Source organism: Microbacterium atlanticum, from assembly GCF_015277815.1.
Taxonomy (GTDB): Bacteria; Actinomycetota; Actinomycetes; order Actinomycetales; family Microbacteriaceae; genus Microbacterium; species Microbacterium atlanticum.
Genome location: NZ_CP063813.1, coordinates 2,137,822 through 2,153,095, shown reverse-complemented (window position 1 = coordinate 2,153,095; position 15,274 = coordinate 2,137,822). Strand labels below are relative to the sequence as shown.

Annotated in this window: 11 protein-coding genes and 2 riboswitches; of the genes, 5 read left to right on the top strand and 6 right to left on the bottom strand. The window is 72.3% G+C overall.

The window, feature by feature from the left end:
- Nucleotides 1-27: 27 nt before the first annotated feature.
- Nucleotides 28-2,046 (top strand): ABC transporter ATP-binding protein, encoded by a 2,019-nt coding sequence (locus IR212_RS09790; protein ID WP_228479560.1) that lies wholly within the window; start codon nucleotides 28-30, stop codon nucleotides 2,044-2,046.
- Between the two features lie 15 nt (nucleotides 2,047-2,061).
- Here IR212_RS09790 and IR212_RS09785 read toward each other — a convergent pair whose 3' ends face one another.
- From IR212_RS09785 to IR212_RS09760, 6 genes are all read right to left on the bottom strand, one after another.
- On the bottom strand, nucleotides 2,062-3,015 hold the full coding sequence (locus IR212_RS09785) for a glycosyltransferase family 2 protein (protein WP_194395748.1): 954 nt from the start codon (nucleotides 3,013-3,015) through the stop codon (nucleotides 2,062-2,064).
- A 65-nt stretch (nucleotides 3,016-3,080) separates the two neighbouring features.
- Complete coding sequence (locus tag IR212_RS09780; protein ID WP_194398626.1) at nucleotides 3,081-4,235, bottom strand: cysteine desulfurase family protein; 1,155 nt, start codon at nucleotides 4,233-4,235, stop codon at nucleotides 3,081-3,083.
- A gap of 22 nt (nucleotides 4,236-4,257) precedes the next feature.
- Nucleotides 4,258-5,115 (bottom strand): carboxylating nicotinate-nucleotide diphosphorylase, encoded by an 858-nt coding sequence (gene nadC / locus IR212_RS09775; RefSeq protein WP_194395747.1) that lies wholly within the window; start codon nucleotides 5,113-5,115, stop codon nucleotides 4,258-4,260.
- A complete protein-coding gene (gene nadB / locus IR212_RS09770) occupies nucleotides 5,109-6,926 on the bottom strand; it encodes an L-aspartate oxidase (RefSeq protein WP_194395746.1) in 1,818 nt (605 codons plus the stop codon). Before nadB ends, nadC begins: the two co-directional genes overlap by 7 nt.
- Nucleotides 6,923-8,275 carry a quinolinate synthase NadA gene (gene nadA, locus IR212_RS09765; RefSeq protein WP_194395745.1) on the bottom strand — a complete coding sequence of 451 codons (1,353 nt, stop codon included), beginning with the start codon at nucleotides 8,273-8,275 and terminating at the stop codon, nucleotides 6,923-6,925. Before nadA ends, nadB begins: the two co-directional genes overlap by 4 nt.
- A gap of 22 nt (nucleotides 8,276-8,297) precedes the next feature.
- Nucleotides 8,298-9,017: an NUDIX hydrolase gene (locus tag IR212_RS09760; protein ID WP_194398625.1), complete on the bottom strand. Its 720-nt coding sequence runs from the start codon at nucleotides 9,015-9,017 to the stop codon at nucleotides 8,298-8,300.
- Between the two features lie 150 nt (nucleotides 9,018-9,167).
- Between IR212_RS09760 and IR212_RS09755 the strand changes: the two genes are divergently transcribed.
- From IR212_RS09755 to gcvP, 4 genes are all read left to right on the top strand, one after another.
- Entirely contained in the window at nucleotides 9,168-10,340 is a 1,173-nt protein-coding gene (locus IR212_RS09755) for a MarP family serine protease (RefSeq protein ID WP_194395744.1), read from the top strand.
- Between the two features lie 81 nt (nucleotides 10,341-10,421).
- Nucleotides 10,422-10,518: riboswitch (glycine riboswitch) on the top strand.
- Between the two features lie 65 nt (nucleotides 10,519-10,583).
- Nucleotides 10,584-10,705, top strand: a riboswitch (glycine riboswitch).
- 45 nt (nucleotides 10,706-10,750) lie between these two features.
- Nucleotides 10,751-11,962 (top strand): glycine cleavage system aminomethyltransferase GcvT, encoded by a 1,212-nt coding sequence (locus IR212_RS09750; protein ID WP_194395743.1) that lies wholly within the window; start codon nucleotides 10,751-10,753, stop codon nucleotides 11,960-11,962.
- Nucleotides 11,959-12,342: a glycine cleavage system protein GcvH gene (gene gcvH / locus IR212_RS09745; RefSeq protein ID WP_194395742.1), complete on the top strand. Its 384-nt coding sequence runs from the start codon at nucleotides 11,959-11,961 to the stop codon at nucleotides 12,340-12,342. The genes IR212_RS09750 and gcvH overlap by 4 nt, the downstream gene beginning before the upstream one ends.
- The gene (gcvP, locus tag IR212_RS09740) at nucleotides 12,339-15,230 is read left to right on the top strand and encodes an aminomethyl-transferring glycine dehydrogenase (protein ID WP_194395741.1); all 2,892 of its coding nucleotides are present in this window, start codon (nucleotides 12,339-12,341) and stop codon (nucleotides 15,228-15,230) included. The genes gcvH and gcvP overlap by 4 nt, the downstream gene beginning before the upstream one ends.
- Nucleotides 15,231-15,274: the final 44 nt, after the last annotated feature.

The following is a 15,274-nucleotide window of genomic DNA, read 5'->3' as shown; positions in this document are numbered from 1 at the left end:
GGGCGGAATTAGGCTGGCGGGGTGAGCATGCGCGGGGGCGGAGGCGGCGGGGGGCACCCCGGTTTCCGGCCGGTCGACACCGAGGCCCAGCGCAAGGCCAATGCCGAGGCGCCCCGCATCCCCAACCTGGGCCGCCGGGTGGTCGCGCTCTTCCGGCCGTACACGTTCTCGATCGTGATCACCGGCGTGCTCGTGGTGGCAGGGGCCGGGATCGCGGTGATCCCGCCGCTGCTCGTGCAGCGGGTCTTCGACGATGCGCTGTTCCCGGTCGACGGCTCCGCGCCCGACCTGACGCTGCTGTGGCAGCTGGTCCTGGCCATGATCGCCCTCTTCCTGCTGTCGGCGGCCGTCGGCGTCGTGCAGACCTGGCTGACGTCCACGGTCGGCAACCGCGTGACCGGTGACCTCAGGGTGACGCTGTTCGACCACCTCCAGTCGATGGAGCTCGGGTTCTTCACGCGCACCAAGACGGGCGTCATCCAGTCCCGTCTGCAGAACGACGTCGGCGGCGTGTCGGGCGTGCTCACCAATACGGTGACGAGCATCCTCGGCAACACCGTCACGGTCGTCGCGTCGCTGGTCGCCATGATCCTCATCGACTGGCGGCTCACGATCATCGCGGTCGTGCTGATGCCGTTCCTCATCATCGTGCAGCGTCGCGTCGGGCAGGTGCGCGCGCGCATCGCCGGCGAGACGCAGGAGTCGCTGTCGGAGCTGACGTCGATCACGCAGGAGACCCTGAGCGTCTCGGGCATCCTGCTGTCGAAGTCCTTCAACCGGCAGCGCACGGAATCGGCCCGCTACGCCGACGAGAACGTCAACCAGGTCCGCCTGCAGGTGCGCCGCGCCATGAGCGGGCAGGGCTTCTTCGCGGTGGTGCAGGTCATCATGGCCAGCGTCCCGGCGATCATCTACCTGGTGTCGGGCTATCTCATCGGCACCGGCACCGACGCGATCACTGCCGGCACGATCGTCGCCTTCACGACCGTCCAGGCACGCCTGCTCATGCCCCTGATGGGGCTGATGCGCGTCTCCCTGGACCTGCAGACCTCGGCGGCGCTGTTCGCCCGCATCTTCGAGTACCTCGACCTCGTGCCCGCGATCAAGGACGCGCCCGACGCGATCGACGTCTCGCAGGCGCCGGGGCCGGTCGGCCGCATCGAGTTCCGCGATGTGGTCTTCCGGTATCCGGATGCCGCGCCCGAGGCCCGCGCCACGCTCCAGGGCGTCTCGTTCGTGGCCGATCCGGGCCAGCATGTCGCGTTCGTCGGGCCGTCCGGCGCCGGCAAGACGACCGTGCTGTACCTGACGCCGCGGCTGTACGAGGCATCCGGGGGGTCCGTCCTCTTCGCGGGTGAGGACGTACGGCGCCTGCGGCAGGAGTCCATCGTCGACAACGTCGGCATCGTCTCCCAGGAGACCTACCTCTTCCACGCCACGATCCGCGAGAACCTGCGCTACGCCAAGCCCGACGCGACCGACGCCGAGCTGGAGGCCGCCTGCCGGGCGGCGAACATCCACCACGTGATCGAGCGGTTCGAGAACGGCTACGACACCGTGGTCGGCGAGCGCGGGTACCGGCTGTCGGGGGGCGAGAAGCAGCGGATCGCGATCGCCCGCGTGCTGCTGAAGGATCCCCCGGTGCTCCTGCTGGACGAGGCGACGTCCGCGCTCGACACGGTGTCCGAGCGAGTGGTGCAGGAGGCGCTGGATGCCGCCGCCCGCGGCCGCACGACCCTGTCGATCGCACACCGGCTGTCGACGGTGATCGATGCCGACGTGATCCACGTCGTCGAGGCGGGGCGCATCGTCGAGTCCGGCACGCACGCGTCGCTGCTGGCCGCCGGCGGCCTGTACGCCGAGCTCGCCGCGCAGCAGCTCGCGACCACCCGCATCCTCGAGGCGGAGGGCGCGGAGCCGCCGGCCGATCACCCGGAGCGACGCGCCGACACCGCGCCCGATGAACCTTTGACGCTGACCGCTGCCGAGCTCGAGGAGCGCGGCATCCGCCCGGCCGTCATCGGCGACCGGACCCCCGACCACTGAGCCGCTTCGTCCCGGTCACCACAGCGCCGCGGCGGCCAGCGCGATCCTGGCGCTGTCGGGCAGGGCCGCCGCGTCGGCGCGGGCGGCCAGCGTCCGCGCGAACGCCCCGAGCTCGCGGCGGTACAGCGGCTCGGGATGGTCACGCGCGATGTCCACGAGCGCGGGCAGGTCCATCCCCGCGATGAGACGGACGCGGGATGCCGCCGCCCGCTGCTCGCCCGCGGCGTCCAGGACCTCGATCCCGCCCGAGAGGGCCTCGAGATAGTCGCGCAGCACCGGCAGTGCGCTCTTGTGCTGGGTGATGGACGAGCCGTCGGCGCGCTCCCGCCACTCGACCACGACGTCCGGGATGACGTCGAAGGCGCGGGCGCGGGTGTACATGTGCTGAGCGACGACCTGGTCCTCGTACGCCTTGCCGACCGGGAAGCGCAAGCCGGTGCGCCGCCACAGGTCGACGCGGCTCACCTTCGACCAGGCGACGATGTTGCCCGAGGCGTCCGGGTGATCCGCGAGCGTCGCGCCCACGCGCGCGGGGTCGGTCGCGGCGGCGACCCACGGCTGCACGCTTCCCGCCTCGTATCCGCCCGCGGAGTCCGGCCGCAGGCGCACATAGGCGCCGAGCGCGAAGTCGCTGCCGCTGGCGTCGACGGTGCCGACCAGCAGCTCGAGCGCGCGCGGCGTGAGCCGGTCGTCGGCGTCGAGGAAGCCGACGAACGGCGTGCGCACGAGGTCCAGCCCGGTGTTGCGCGCCGCGCCCAGCCCTCGCTGCTCCCGGTGGTGGACCACCTGGAAGCGCTGATCCGTCACCGCGGCGGCTTCGAACAGCTTCCCGGTGTCGTCGTTCGAGGCGTCGTCGACGAGCACGGCGACCCAGTCGGTGCGCGTCTGCGCACGAAGGGAGTCCAATGCCTCGACGGCGTACGCCGCCACGTCGTAGCCCGGGACGATGACGGTCACGGCGGGGGTCACCGTCCGATCCTATGGGCGCGGCGGGGTGACCCTGCCCGCGGGGTGGCGGCCGGTCCGGGCGACCGTCAGCGTCCCGGCTCGGCGACGGCCGCGACGGAGGCGGCGACCGCGTCGGCGACGGCATCCAGCGAGGCGTTCAGCCATCGAGGGAAGGTGAAGCGCACCGCGGTCTGCGCGACCTCGGGGGCGACGCCCAAGGCGACCAGGACGTGCGACGGCTCGTCACTGCCCGCGGCGCAGGCCGATCCGCTGGATGACACCACCCCCCGTCGCTCCAGCTCGAGCAGCACCGCCTCGCCGCTGGTGCCGGCGAACGTGAAGCTGGCCGTGCCGGGGAGCCGGTGCACGGGGTCGCCGGTGAGGCGCGCCGACGGCACGGTCTCGAGCACGCGGGCGATGAACCGGTCCCGCAGCGCGCTCACGCGGGCGGATGCCTCGACCCGGTCGGATTCGGCCAGCTCCAGTGCGGTCGCGAGACCGACTGCGCCGGCGACGTCCTGCGTGCCGCTGCGGCGGCCGCGCTCCTGCCCCCCGCCGTGCAGCAGCGGCTCGAGCGGTATCCGGCCGCGGATCCCCAGGACGCCGGTTCCTTTGGGAGCGCCGAGCTTGTGGCCGGCGAGCGAGATCGCGTCGCAGCCCAGCTCGTCCGCCGACAGCGGCAGCCATCCGGCCGCCTGCACGGCGTCGAGGTGCAGCGGCACGCGCCGGTCGCGGAGGAGCTTCCCGAGGGCGACGGCATCCTGCACCGTGCCCACCTCGTTGTTGGCGTACCCCAGGGTGACCAGCGCCGTGTCGTCGCGCAGCGCATCGGCGACGGCATCCGGGTCCACTCGTCCGTGCGCGTCGACCGGCACCCGCGTCACCGCGCAGCCGTGCACGCGCTCCAGGTACGCGACCGATTCGAGCACCGACTCGTGCTCGATCGGCGTCGTGATGACGTGGACGCGTCCATCCTCACGGCGCTGCGCCGCCGCGATCGCGGTCCCCTTGATCGCGAGATTGTTCGCCTCGGTGCCGCCCGAGGTGAAGACGACGTCGGCCGGCCGCAGCCCGAGCACGCGAGCCACGCGGGCGCGGGCATCGGCGAGGGCCTCGGCGGCGGCCTCGCCGACGGTGTGGTGGCTCGACGGATTGCCGTACCAGCGGGTGAGGTACGGCATCATCGCCTCGAGCACCTCGGGTCGCACCGGGGTGGTGGCCGCGTTGTCGAGGTACAGCATGCTCAGCGTCGGTCCCGCCTGCTCACGGGGCGTCGATGCGAACATCGAGCCCGAGGTCGAGCGCGCGCGCAGAATGGGTGAGCGCGCCGACCGAGATCACGTCGACGCCGGTCTCGGCGATCGCCCGCACGGTCTCGAGCGAGACGCCGCCCGAGGCCTCCACCGTGGCTCGGCCCGCCACCTGCGCCACGCCGGTGCGGAGGTCCTCGAGCGAGAAGTTGTCGAGCATGATCGTGCCGATCCCGGCCGCCAGCACCGGCTCGATCTGGTCGAGGCGGTCGACCTCGACCTCGATGTGTGTCGTGTGCGGCAGGAGATCCTTCGCCGCACGCAGCGCGTCGGTCGTCGACGCGCCCTTCTGCGCGAGGACGGCGAGGTGGTTGTCCTTGGCCATCACGGCGTCCGAGAGGGAGTGGCGGTGGTTGCGGCCGCCGCCGTCGCGCACCGCCTTGCGCTCGAACGCGCGCAGCCCCGGCGTCGTCTTGCGCGTGTCGGCGATGCGGGCGCGGGTGTGCGCCACCTCAGCGACGTAGGCGCCGGTGAGCGTCGCGATGCCCGACATGCGCTGCACGAAGTTGAGTCCGATGCGCTCGGCCGTCAGGACGCCGCGCGCCGGGCCCGTCACGACCGCGAGCACGGCCCCGGGCTCGAACCACTCGCCGTCCTCGACGACGAGCTCGACGTCGATCGCCGGATCGGTGAGCCGGAAGGCCGCGGCGAACACCTCGCCTCCGGAGAAGACGCCCTGCTCGCGCGCGATGAGGTCGGCGCGCGCCACGGCGTTCTCGGGGATCAGCGCCTCGCTCGTGAGGTCGCCCCACGGTGCGTCCTCCTCGAGGGCGAGGCCGACGACGCGGTCGATGTGACTGCGGCTCAGCAAGCGACCGCCTCCTTCTCGGCGAGCGGGCCGGCAGAACTCCACGGATCCGGGCGGGTTTGCGGCGCTCCCGCGCCGGTGGCGCCCACACGCGTCCGGTTCTGTGGAGTTTCGTCCTCACCGGCGTCGGCGCGGAAGTGCGCGCCGACGGACTCCCGGCGGGCGAGGGCCGCGGCGACGAGGCGCTCGGCGACCAGGAGCAGATTCTCGTCCTCGACCTCGTGTTCGCGGACCGGGACGCGCTCCTGCGCGCGCCAGCCGGCGATGACGGATGCCGCATGCTCCAGGCCGGCCGCATCGCGCACGAGCCCGGCCTCGGCCCACAGCAGCTCCTGCAGCGCCGCGCGCGAGAAACCGGCGTGCGCCGCCGCGTGATTCTCCCTGGACAGACGCGCGACGGCGGAACCGGCGCGCACGCGCGGGGGGCGAACGGGGGAGTGCGGCCAGGACCCGGATGCCGCGTCGGCGGCGATCGCATCCCCGGCGCGCGCGCCGAACACGGCCCCCTCCAGCAGCGAGTTGGACGCGAGGCGGTTGGCGCCGTGCACGCCGGTGCGTGCGACCTCGCCCACCGCGTACAGACCCGGCAGCGTGGTGCGTCCGACGAGGTCGGTGACCACGCCGCCCATCAGGTAGTGCGCGGCCGGCGTCACCGGGATGGGCTCACGCGCCCAGTCGAACCCTCGCTCGCGGACAGCGCGGTCGATCGTCGGGAACCGGCGCGCGAGGAAGGCCGCCCGCTCCTCGAGGTCGTCCGAGTGCAGCGAGGTCGCGTCGAGGAACACCGGGCGTCCGTCCTGGGCCGCCATCCGATGCGCGATCGCGCGCGCCACGACGTCCCGTGGAGCCAGCTCGCCGTCGGGGTGGTCGTCGAAGACGAACCGGCGGCCGAGCTCGTCCACAAGCGTCGCCCCCTCACCGCGCACGGCCTCCGACACGAGGAACGAACCGGCGATCCGCCCGTCGGCGTCGGCACTGCCCTCGAGCACCGTCGGATGGAACTGGAAGAACTCGAGGTCGGCGACCGCCGCGCCCGCGCGGATCGCGGCCGCGATGCCGTCGGCCGTCGCGACCTCCGGATTCGTCGAATGGGCGTACAGCTCGCCCGCACCGCCGGTGGCGAGCACGACCGCGTCGGCCTCGAGTGCGAGGCGGCGGCCGGGCGAGGCATCCGTCTCCCCGATCAGGAGTTCGACGCCCGTGACGCGCTCTCGGCTCCGCGGGGCATCGCGAGACAGGGGATTCCCGCCGAGACCGGGGACCTCGCCCCCTGTCTCGAGCGAAACGCCTCGGCTCGACGCGTCGGGGGAGGGCTCCACGACCAGATCGATGAGGAAGGCGTGCTCGATCACCGCGACGTCGCTCATCCGCAGCCGCGCGACCAGCGCCTTCTCGATCGCGGTGCCGGTGGCGTCGCCGCCGGCGTGCAGGATCCGCGGGTAGGAGTGCGCGGCCTCGAGTCCCTTCACGAACCCGCCGCTCGGGTCGCGGTCGAAGGCCACCCCGAGGGCGATGAGCTCGCGGATGCGCGCCGGACCCTCGTCCACCAGGACGCGCACGGCATCGGGATCGCCGAGGCCGGCCCCGGCGGCGAGCGTGTCGCGCGCATGGTCCTCGGCGCGGTCGTCGTCGAACATGACGCCCGCGATGCCGCCCTGCGCATAGCGGGTGTTGGCGTGCTCGAGGACGTCCTTGGTGACCAGTGTGACGCGGCATCCGCCCTCGACGGCATGAAGAGCGGTGAGGAGGCCGGCGATGCCGGACCCCACGACGACGGCGTGCACCGGCGCGTCCGCGCGCTGCGGGGCCGTCATGACGCCTGCTCCCAGGCGGCGGCCGGGGCGGCCGGCGGCTTGGCGGCGAGCATCCGCTCGAGGGCCACCCGGGCGGGCTGGGCCACATCGGCCGGAACGGTGATGCGGTTGCGCACCTCGCCGGCGACGAGGCCCTCGAGGACCCACGCGAGGTACCCGGGGTGGATGCGGTACATCGTGGAGCACGGGCACACCACGGGGTCCAGGCAGAGGATCTCGTGCTGGGGGTGCTGGGCGGCCAGTCGTTGGACGAGGTTCACCTCGGTGCCGATCGCGAAGGTCGCCGGCTCGGTCGCCGCTTCGATCGCCTTGCGGATGTAGTCGGTGGAGCCCGACTCGTCCGCGGCGTCGACGACGTCCATGGGGCACTCCGGGTGGACGATGACCCGCACGCCCGGGTGGTCGGCGCGGGCCTTCTCGATCTGATCGACCGTGAACCGGCGGTGCACCGAGCAGAAGCCGTGCCACAGGATCACGCGCGCGTCGGCGAGCTGGTCGACGGATGCCCCGCCCAGCGGCTTGCGCGGATTCCACATCGGCATCTGCTCGAGCGGCACCCCCATGGCCTTGGCGGTGTTGCGTCCGAGGTGCTGGTCGGGGAAGAAGAGCACGCGGCGGCCGCGCTGGAAGGCCCACTCCAGCACGGTGCGCGCGTTCGAGGAGGTGCAGACGATGCCGCCGTGGCGTCCGACGAACCCCTTGATCGCCGCGGAGGAGTTCATGTACGTCACCGGGATCACGGGCACGAGGCCGTCGGCGTCGACCGCGTCCATGTCGCCGTAGACCTCGGCGAGCTGCTCCCAGCACTCCTCGACCTGGTCGATGTCGGCCATGTCGGCCATCGAGCAGCCGGCGGCGAGGTTCGGGAGGATGACGGCCTGCTCGGGTCGCGACAGCAGGTCGGCGGTCTCGGCCATGAAGTGCACGCCGCAGAACACGATGGCCTCGGCGTCCGGGTGCTCGAGCGCGGCATTGGCCAGTTGGAAGGAGTCGCCCACGTAGTCGGCGTGCACGACGACCTCTTCGCGCTGGTAGAAGTGGCCCAGCACGACGACGCGCTCGCCGAGGGTCTCCTTGGCGGCGCGGATGCGCTCGGCGAGCTCCGCTTCGGACGCCTCCCGGTAGTCGCGAGGAAGCTCGCCCTGGCGCGGTGCTCCGGTGGGGATGACGTCGCCCATCGAGGAGCCGGGACCGTACCCGGGCCGGATGTCGAAGTCCCAGGGCCCTGCGGCCAGGTCGGTGCTGCACGTCTCGGCGGCCGACGCTCCCCGGATGATCGCCTGGATGGCGTGGTCGACCGACGCGTCCACGTCGGGGCGGGGCTGGAGGGTGATGTTGACGGCGGGCATGGCAGGCGCTTTCGTTCGGGTGTCAGTCGCGGCTGCCGAGCGGGCCGCGGTCGGCCAGCTCGACGTCCTGGTTGTACCGGTACAGCCGCGCCGGGCGATGGCTGCCGGTGCGGAAGCGGTCGGTCGGGATGAGGGTGCCGGAGTGCTCCACCTGCCGGCGGAAGTTCGCCGGGTCCAGGCGCCGGCCGAGGATCACCTCGTACACCTCGCGCAGCTCTGCGAGGGTGAACTCGTCGGCCAGGAGGCCGTGGGCGATGCGGCTGTACCCGACCTTGTTGCGCAGGCGCCACAGGGCGTACTCGACGATGTCGTTGTGGTCGAACGCCAGTTGCGGCAGCCGCGTGGCGTCGAACCACTCGACGTTCTCGACCGACCCGTCGGCGATCTCATCGGCTCGCAGCAGCGCCCAGTACACGATGGAGACGACCCGCGTGGGGGAGCGGTCGACGGCGCCGAAGGCGTACAGCTGCTCGAGGTAGCTGGGCGAGAGTCCCGTGGTCTCGGCGAGCGTGCGCGAGGCGGCGGCATCCAGGCTCTCCACCTCGTCGAGCCAGCCGCCCGGCAGCGCCCACAGGCCCTCGTGCGGATCGCGGGTGCGGCGGACCAGCGGAAGCACCACGTGGACAGCCTCGCTGTCGGGGACGCGCCGCAGCGTGAAGATCACCGTCGACACGGCGACGCGGATGGCGTCGGCCTGTGCCGGCGTGCGGGGGAACGGGGGTGCGGGTGCTGTTCTTGTCATCATGACTCTAACTCTCTGTCAACGATAATAGTGTCACTTTGACCAGAAGCAAAACCCGTCCGTCACATGCGGCGCGGCCCAGCCGTCGCGGCGCCCTCCCAGACTCGATGCGTAGCCTGGCCGAAGGGATCCGGCGGAGAAGGAGTGGCGATGATCGTCGTCGACGTGCTCGTCGTCCTCCTCCTGATCGCAGCCCTCGTCAGCGGCGTGCGGCGCGGCTTCTTCGCGAGCATCGGCACGCTGGCGGGTCTGGCCGCAGGCGCCGTGGCCGCCTTCTGGCTGACGCCGCTGGTCGGCACCTGGGTCCCCTCGCCGGCCTGGCGAGGACCGGCCGTCCTCCTCACGGCGATCGGCCTGGTGTTCGTCGGCGCCGCGCTCGGCGCCGCGATCGGCTCGGCGCTGCGCTCGGGCGCCGATCGGCTGAGGCTCCGCGGGGTCGAGCGGTTCCTGGGCGGTGTGACGGCCGTGCTCGCCGCCGTCCTCGCACTGGCGCTCGTGGCTCCGGCGGTGGCCGTCGCCGGCATCCCGGCGGTCTCATCGGCGGTCGCGTCGTCGAACATCCTCCGCGGCATCGAGGCGGCCACACCCGATCCCGTCGCGGCCGCCCTCGCGCAGCTGCGCGGTGCGGTCCTCGACGACGGATTGCCCGGCCTCGGCCGGCTGCTCGGTCCGGGCACCGCTGAGCCGGCACCGCCGGTGGCGCTTGATGATCCGGAGCTGCAGCGCGCTGCGGCATCCGTCGCCCGCATCACCGGCAACGCGTACGCGTGCGGGCGCGGATCCGCCGGCACCGGGTTCGTCATCGCGCCCGATCGCGTCGCCACCAACGCGCACGTCGTCGCGGGCGTGGACACCCCGATCGTCGAGCTTCCGGGCGTCGCAGCGCGCGAGGGACGCGTGGTGTACTTCGATCCCGTCGACGACCTCGCCGTCATCGCCGTCGACGACCTCGGCGCCGCGGCGCTGCCGTTCGCGCCGACGCTGGCCGCGGGGGATGCCGCCGTGGTGCAGGGCTATCCCTTCGGCGGACCCTTCGCGATGATCCAGGCGAGCGTGCAGTCGGTCGGAACGGCGACGGTGCCCGACGTGTACGACGAGTCGTGGAATCCGCGCGAGATCTACGCGCTCCAGTCGATCGTGCGCCCGGGCAACTCCGGCGGGCCGGTCCTCACCGCCGACGGCGCCGTCGCGGGCGTGGTCTTCGCGAGGGCGGAGAACGCGGAGGACCTCGGCTACGCCATGACGATGGCCGAGCTCACCCCGGTCGTCGCCCGGGCGCCGTCGCTGACCGACGCCGTGTCCTCCGGTTCCTGCGTCGCCTGATCGGCGGAACGCGCGCCGGGCCGGCACTGCGTGGAATCGACGGGCGACCGGTATGCTGGCCCCGCAAGTCAACAACGGCCCTTGACCCGGGCGGGAGAGCCTCGGCAGCACCATCGCCGAGCACCGAAGGAGCAAGCCTCCCCGCCAATCTCTCAGGTACGCGTACCGTTCGGGCAGGCCGACTCTGAAAAGTGATTCGAGCGAAGCGAGAATCAGGTTGAGTAAGGCGCTCCAGCGCCGCATCGAAACCACTCTCGTGAGATGAGCGCGCCGCGTCTCCATCTCCTCGCTCCCAATCCGCCGACGGTGAAAGCAGGATGCCTCGCATCCGGCGAAGCTCTCAGGCCCATGACAGAGGGGGAGTTCACAGGCGTCGCCCGTCGCCTGCCCGCCCACGACCGGGAGAACTCATGACCGACCAGAGCGACGCCCCGCCTCGCACCACCGTCCTGCACGCGCGCCACGAGGCGCTCAGCGCCTCCTTCACCGACTTCGGCGGCTGGCTGATGCCGGTGCGCTACACCTCGGACCTCGCCGAGCACCACGCCGTCCGCACCGCCGCCGGCCTGTTCGACATCTCGCACATGGCCGAGTTCCTCGTCACCGGGCACGATGCCGCAGCCTTCCTGGACTACGCGCTGGCGGGAGCCATCTCGCCGATGCGGACGGGGAAGGCGAAGTACTCGCTCGTGCTGTCCGAGGACGGCGGGATCATCGACGACGTCATCGTCTACCGCATCGCCGAGGACCGATTCCTCGTGATCGCGAACGCCGGCAACAGGGACGCCGTCGCCGCCGCCTTCGCGGAGCGGGCGCGACGCGCGCCGGTCGCGGCCTCCTTCGTCGCCGAGCGTCCCGCCGACGCGGGGATCGAGGCGTTCGGGCACCTCGAGGGCGTCAGCGGCGTCGCGACCGTCGAGGACATCACCGATCAGGTTGCGCTCATCGCGGTGCAGGGCCCCGCCGCCCGTGCCGTGCTGGAGGCATCGCCCCTCGAGGGGACCGACCCGTCGCTGGACGCACTGGGCTACTACGCGTGGGCATCGGCCCGCTTCCAGGGCGAGCACGTGTTCGTCGGCCGCACCGGCTACACCGGCGAGGACGGCTTCGAGCTTCTGGTCCCCAATCGCGCCGCCGGCGCGCTGTGGGACGCGCTCCTTGACGCAGGCAAGCCGCACGGCCTCGTGCCGGCCGGTCTCGCCGCGCGCGACACGCTGCGCCTGGAGGCCGGGATGCCGCTGTACGGCCACGAGCTCACGCTCGACATCGTCCCGGCGCAGGCGGGCCTCGGCCGCGTCGTCGCCCTCGGCAAGGACGACTTCATCGGGAAGGCGGGGATCGCCGCCGCGCCGCCGTCGGACGCTCCCGTGCTCGTCGGCCTGGTCGCGGACGGACGCCGTGCCGGACGCGCCGGATATGCCGTGTTCGACAGCCCGGATGCCGGCACGCCGGTCGGCGAGATCACGAGCGGCGCGCTCAGCCCGACGCTGGGGCATCCGATCGCCATGGCGTTCGTCGCGCCCGCGGCCGCCGAGCCAGGAACCGACCTCTTCATCGACGTGCGGGGGACGCGCATCCCCGCGATCGTGACCACCCTGCCCTTCTACAGGAGGAACTCATGACCGACCTCACCGCCCTGAAGTACACCGCCGAGCACGAGTGGATCGCTCTCGACGGCGACGTGGCCACCGTGGGCATCACCTCGTACGCGGCCGACAAGCTCGGCGACGTGGTGTTCGTCGAGCTTCCCGCCGTGGGGAGCGCCGTCACCGCTGCCACGGTCGTCGGCGAGATCGAGTCGACGAAGTCGGTCGGCGAACTGTACGCGCCGCTCACGGGCGAGGTTGTGGCCGTCAACGACGCCGTCGTCGACGATCCCGGGCTCGTCAACGCCGACCCGTTCGGCGCCGGGTGGCTCGTCAAGATCTCGGTGGACCCCGCCGCCGTCGACGGGCTGCTGGACCGCGACGCCTACATCTCCCTCACGGGCGGCGCCGAATGACGGGTGTGTTCGCCGACCGGCACATCGGGACGGATGCCGCGGCTCAGCGGCTCATGCTCGACGCCCTCGGCTACGACAGCGTCGACGCCCTCGTCGCGGCGGCGGTGCCGGCATCCATCCACGCCACCCCGAGGTCTACGAGCGACATCCCGCCGGCGGCGACGGAGGCGGAGGCGCTCGCCGAGCTGCGGGTGCTGGCCTCGCAGAACCGCACCGCGCGCCCGATGATCGGGCTGGGCTACGCCGATACCCTCACGCCGTCGGTCATCGCGCGCAACGTGCTCGAGAACCCGTCGTGGTACACCGCCTACACGCCGTATCAGCCGGAGATCTCGCAGGGGCGGCTCGAAGCGCTCATCAACTTCCAGACCATGGTGACCGACCTCACCGGGCTCGCGACGGCGAATGCATCGATGCTCGACGAGTCGACTGCGGTCGTGGAGGGCATGCTCGTCGCCCGCCGCGGGTCGAAGTCGGCGTCGAACGTGTTCGTGGTCGACGCCGACGCCCTGCCCCAGACGAAGGCGCTGCTCGCGCACCGCGCGGCCGCCGTCGGCATCGAGCTGCTCGAGCTCGACCTGGCACGGGGTGCCACGCTGCCCGACGAGCTCTTCGGGGTCCTGGTGCAGTACCCGGGAGCGTCGGGCAACGTGTGGGATCCGTCGGGTGTGGTGGACGCGGCGCACGTCGCGGGTGGCCTGGTCGTGGTCGCCGCCGACATCCTGGCGCTGACGCTGCTGCGCTCGCCGGGATCGTTCGGTGCCGATGTCGCCGTGGGCACCACGCAGCGCTTCGGGGTCCCGTTGGGATTCGGCGGCCCGCACGCCGGCTACATGGCGGTGCGGCAGGGCCTGGAGCGCCAGCTGCCCGGCCGCCTGGTCGGAGTGTCGCAGGATGCGGCCGGCCACCCGGCCTACCGCCTCGCGCTGCAGACGCGCGAGCAGCACATCCGGCGCGAGAAGGCCACGTCGAACATCTGCACGTCGCAGGTGCTGCTGGCCGTCATGGCGTCGATGTATGCGGTGTACCACGGGCCCGACGGGCTCCGCGCGATCGCGACCGACGTCGCCAAGAAGGCCGAGGCTCTCGCCGCGCGGCTGCGCGAGTACGGTCTGTCGCTGCGCTCGGACTCGTTCTTCGACACCATCCGGGTCACCACCCCCGGCGCCTCGCGCCGCGTGATCGAGCGCGCCCGCGAGCGCGGGTACCAGCTCTTCTGGGCGGATGACGCGACGGTGGGAGTATCGGTCGACGAGACCACCACGGCCGACGACCTCGCCGCCGTGGCCTGGGCCTTCGGACTCCCCGAGGGCGAGTTCCTGGGGGCGGGCGAGCAGGGGGAGCGCGTCCTTCCCTTCGGCGACGCCGAGCCGCTGGCGGGGGTGCCCGTCGCGCTGCGGCGTGAAGAGGAGTTCCTCACCCACCCGGTGTTCAACACGCACCGCTCCGAGACGGCGATGATGCGCTACCTCAAGCAGCTCTCGGACCGGGACTACGCGCTGGACCGCGGGATGATCCCGCTCGGCTCGTGCACCATGAAGCTGAACGCGGCGACCGAGATGGCGGCGGTGTCGTGGCCCGAGTTCTCGCGCGTGCACCCGTTCGCGCCCGAGGCGGACGTCCACGGCTACCTCGCCATGATCGAGCAGCTCGAGGTGTGGCTGGCCGAGGTGACCGGCTACGACGCCGTCTCGCTGCAGCCGAACGCCGGCTCGCAGGGCGAGCTGGCGGGGCTCATGGCGATCCGCGGCTACCACCGCGCGAACGGGGAGCCGGGCCGCACCGTGTGCCTCATCCCGTCGTCGGCGCACGGCACGAACGCGGCATCCGCGGTGCTGGCCGGCATGCGGGTCGTGGTCGTCGCGTGCGACGACCAGGGCAACGTCGACCTCGAGGACCTGCGGTCCAAGGTCGCCGCGCACGCCGACGAGCTGGCCGCGCTGATGATCACCTACCCGTCGACGCACGGGGTGTACGAGCACGACGTGCTCGAGATCACGCAGGCCGTGCACGACGCCGGCGGACAGGTGTACGTCGACGGCGCCAACCTCAACGCGCTGCTCGGTTACGCGCGCTTCGGCGACCTCGGCGGCGACGTCTCGCACCTCAACCTGCACAAGACCTTCGCGATCCCGCACGGGGGCGGCGGCCCGGGGGTCGGCCCCGTGGCGGCCAAGGCGCACCTCGCGCCGTACCTGCCGAGCCACCCGTTCTCGCAGCGCAAGGACCACGCGGGCGGCGTCTTCGACGGCGGGCCGATCTCGGCGGCGCCGCACGGATCGGCGAGCATCCTGCCGATCTCGTGGGCGTACGTGCGCATGATGGGCGCCGAGGGGCTCCGGGCGGCCACCGCGTCGGCCGTGCTCGCGGCGAACTACATCGCGTTCCGGCTCCGGGAGCACTTCCCGGTGCTCTACACCGGCGAGGCCGGCCTCGTCGCGCACGAGTGCATCCTGGATCTGCGCCCGCTGCGCGAGGCGACCGGCGTCACGGTCGACGACGTGGCCAAACGGCTCATCGACTACGGCTTCCACGCCCCGACGATGTCGTTCCCGGTCGCCGGCACGCTGATGGTCGAGCCCACCGAGTCGGAGGACCTCGGCGAGATCGAGCGCTTCATCGAGGCGATGATCGCGATCAAGGCCGAGGCCGACCGCGTCGCGGCGGGAGAGTGGCCCGCCGCCGACAACCCCCTGGTCAACGCCCCCCACACCGCCGAGTCCGTCGTCGCGGGCGAGTGGACGCATCCCTACTCCCGCGAGACCGCGGTCTACCCGGTCCACGCGCTGGTGCGCTCGAAGTACTGGCCGCCGGTCCGCCGCATCGACCAGGCCTACGGCGATCGCAACCTGGTGTGCGCCTGCCCGCCGATCGAGGCCTTCGCCTGACGGCCGCTTCTGCCCGTCCGCCGACCGATTTCTCGTGAGACAGC

What these genes read in the sequence shown, in the direction of transcription:
- gcvP (WP_194395741.1), top strand. Translation starts at nt 12,339, where the DNA reads ATGACGGGTGTGTTCGCCGACCGGCACATCGGGACGGATGCCGCGGCT.
- IR212_RS09750 (WP_194395743.1), top strand. Translation starts at nt 10,751, where the DNA reads ATGACCGACCAGAGCGACGCCCCGCCTCGCACCACCGTCCTGCACGCG.
- IR212_RS09755 (WP_194395744.1), top strand. Translation starts at nt 9,168, where the DNA reads ATGATCGTCGTCGACGTGCTCGTCGTCCTCCTCCTGATCGCAGCCCTC.
- nadA (WP_194395745.1), bottom strand. Translation starts at nt 8,275, where the DNA reads ATGCCCGCCGTCAACATCACCCTCCAGCCCCGCCCCGACGTGGACGCG.
- IR212_RS09780 (WP_194398626.1), bottom strand. Translation starts at nt 4,235, where the DNA reads ATGCTGTACCTCGACAACGCGGCCACCACCCCGGTGCGACCCGAGGTG.
- IR212_RS09760 (WP_194398625.1), bottom strand. Translation starts at nt 9,017, where the DNA reads ATGACAAGAACAGCACCCGCACCCCCGTTCCCCCGCACGCCGGCACAG.
- nadB (WP_194395746.1), bottom strand. Translation starts at nt 6,926, where the DNA reads ATGACGGCCCCGCAGCGCGCGGACGCGCCGGTGCACGCCGTCGTCGTG.
- IR212_RS09790 (WP_228479560.1), top strand. Translation starts at nt 28, where the DNA reads ATGCGCGGGGGCGGAGGCGGCGGGGGGCACCCCGGTTTCCGGCCGGTC.
- gcvH (WP_194395742.1), top strand. Translation starts at nt 11,959, where the DNA reads ATGACCGACCTCACCGCCCTGAAGTACACCGCCGAGCACGAGTGGATC.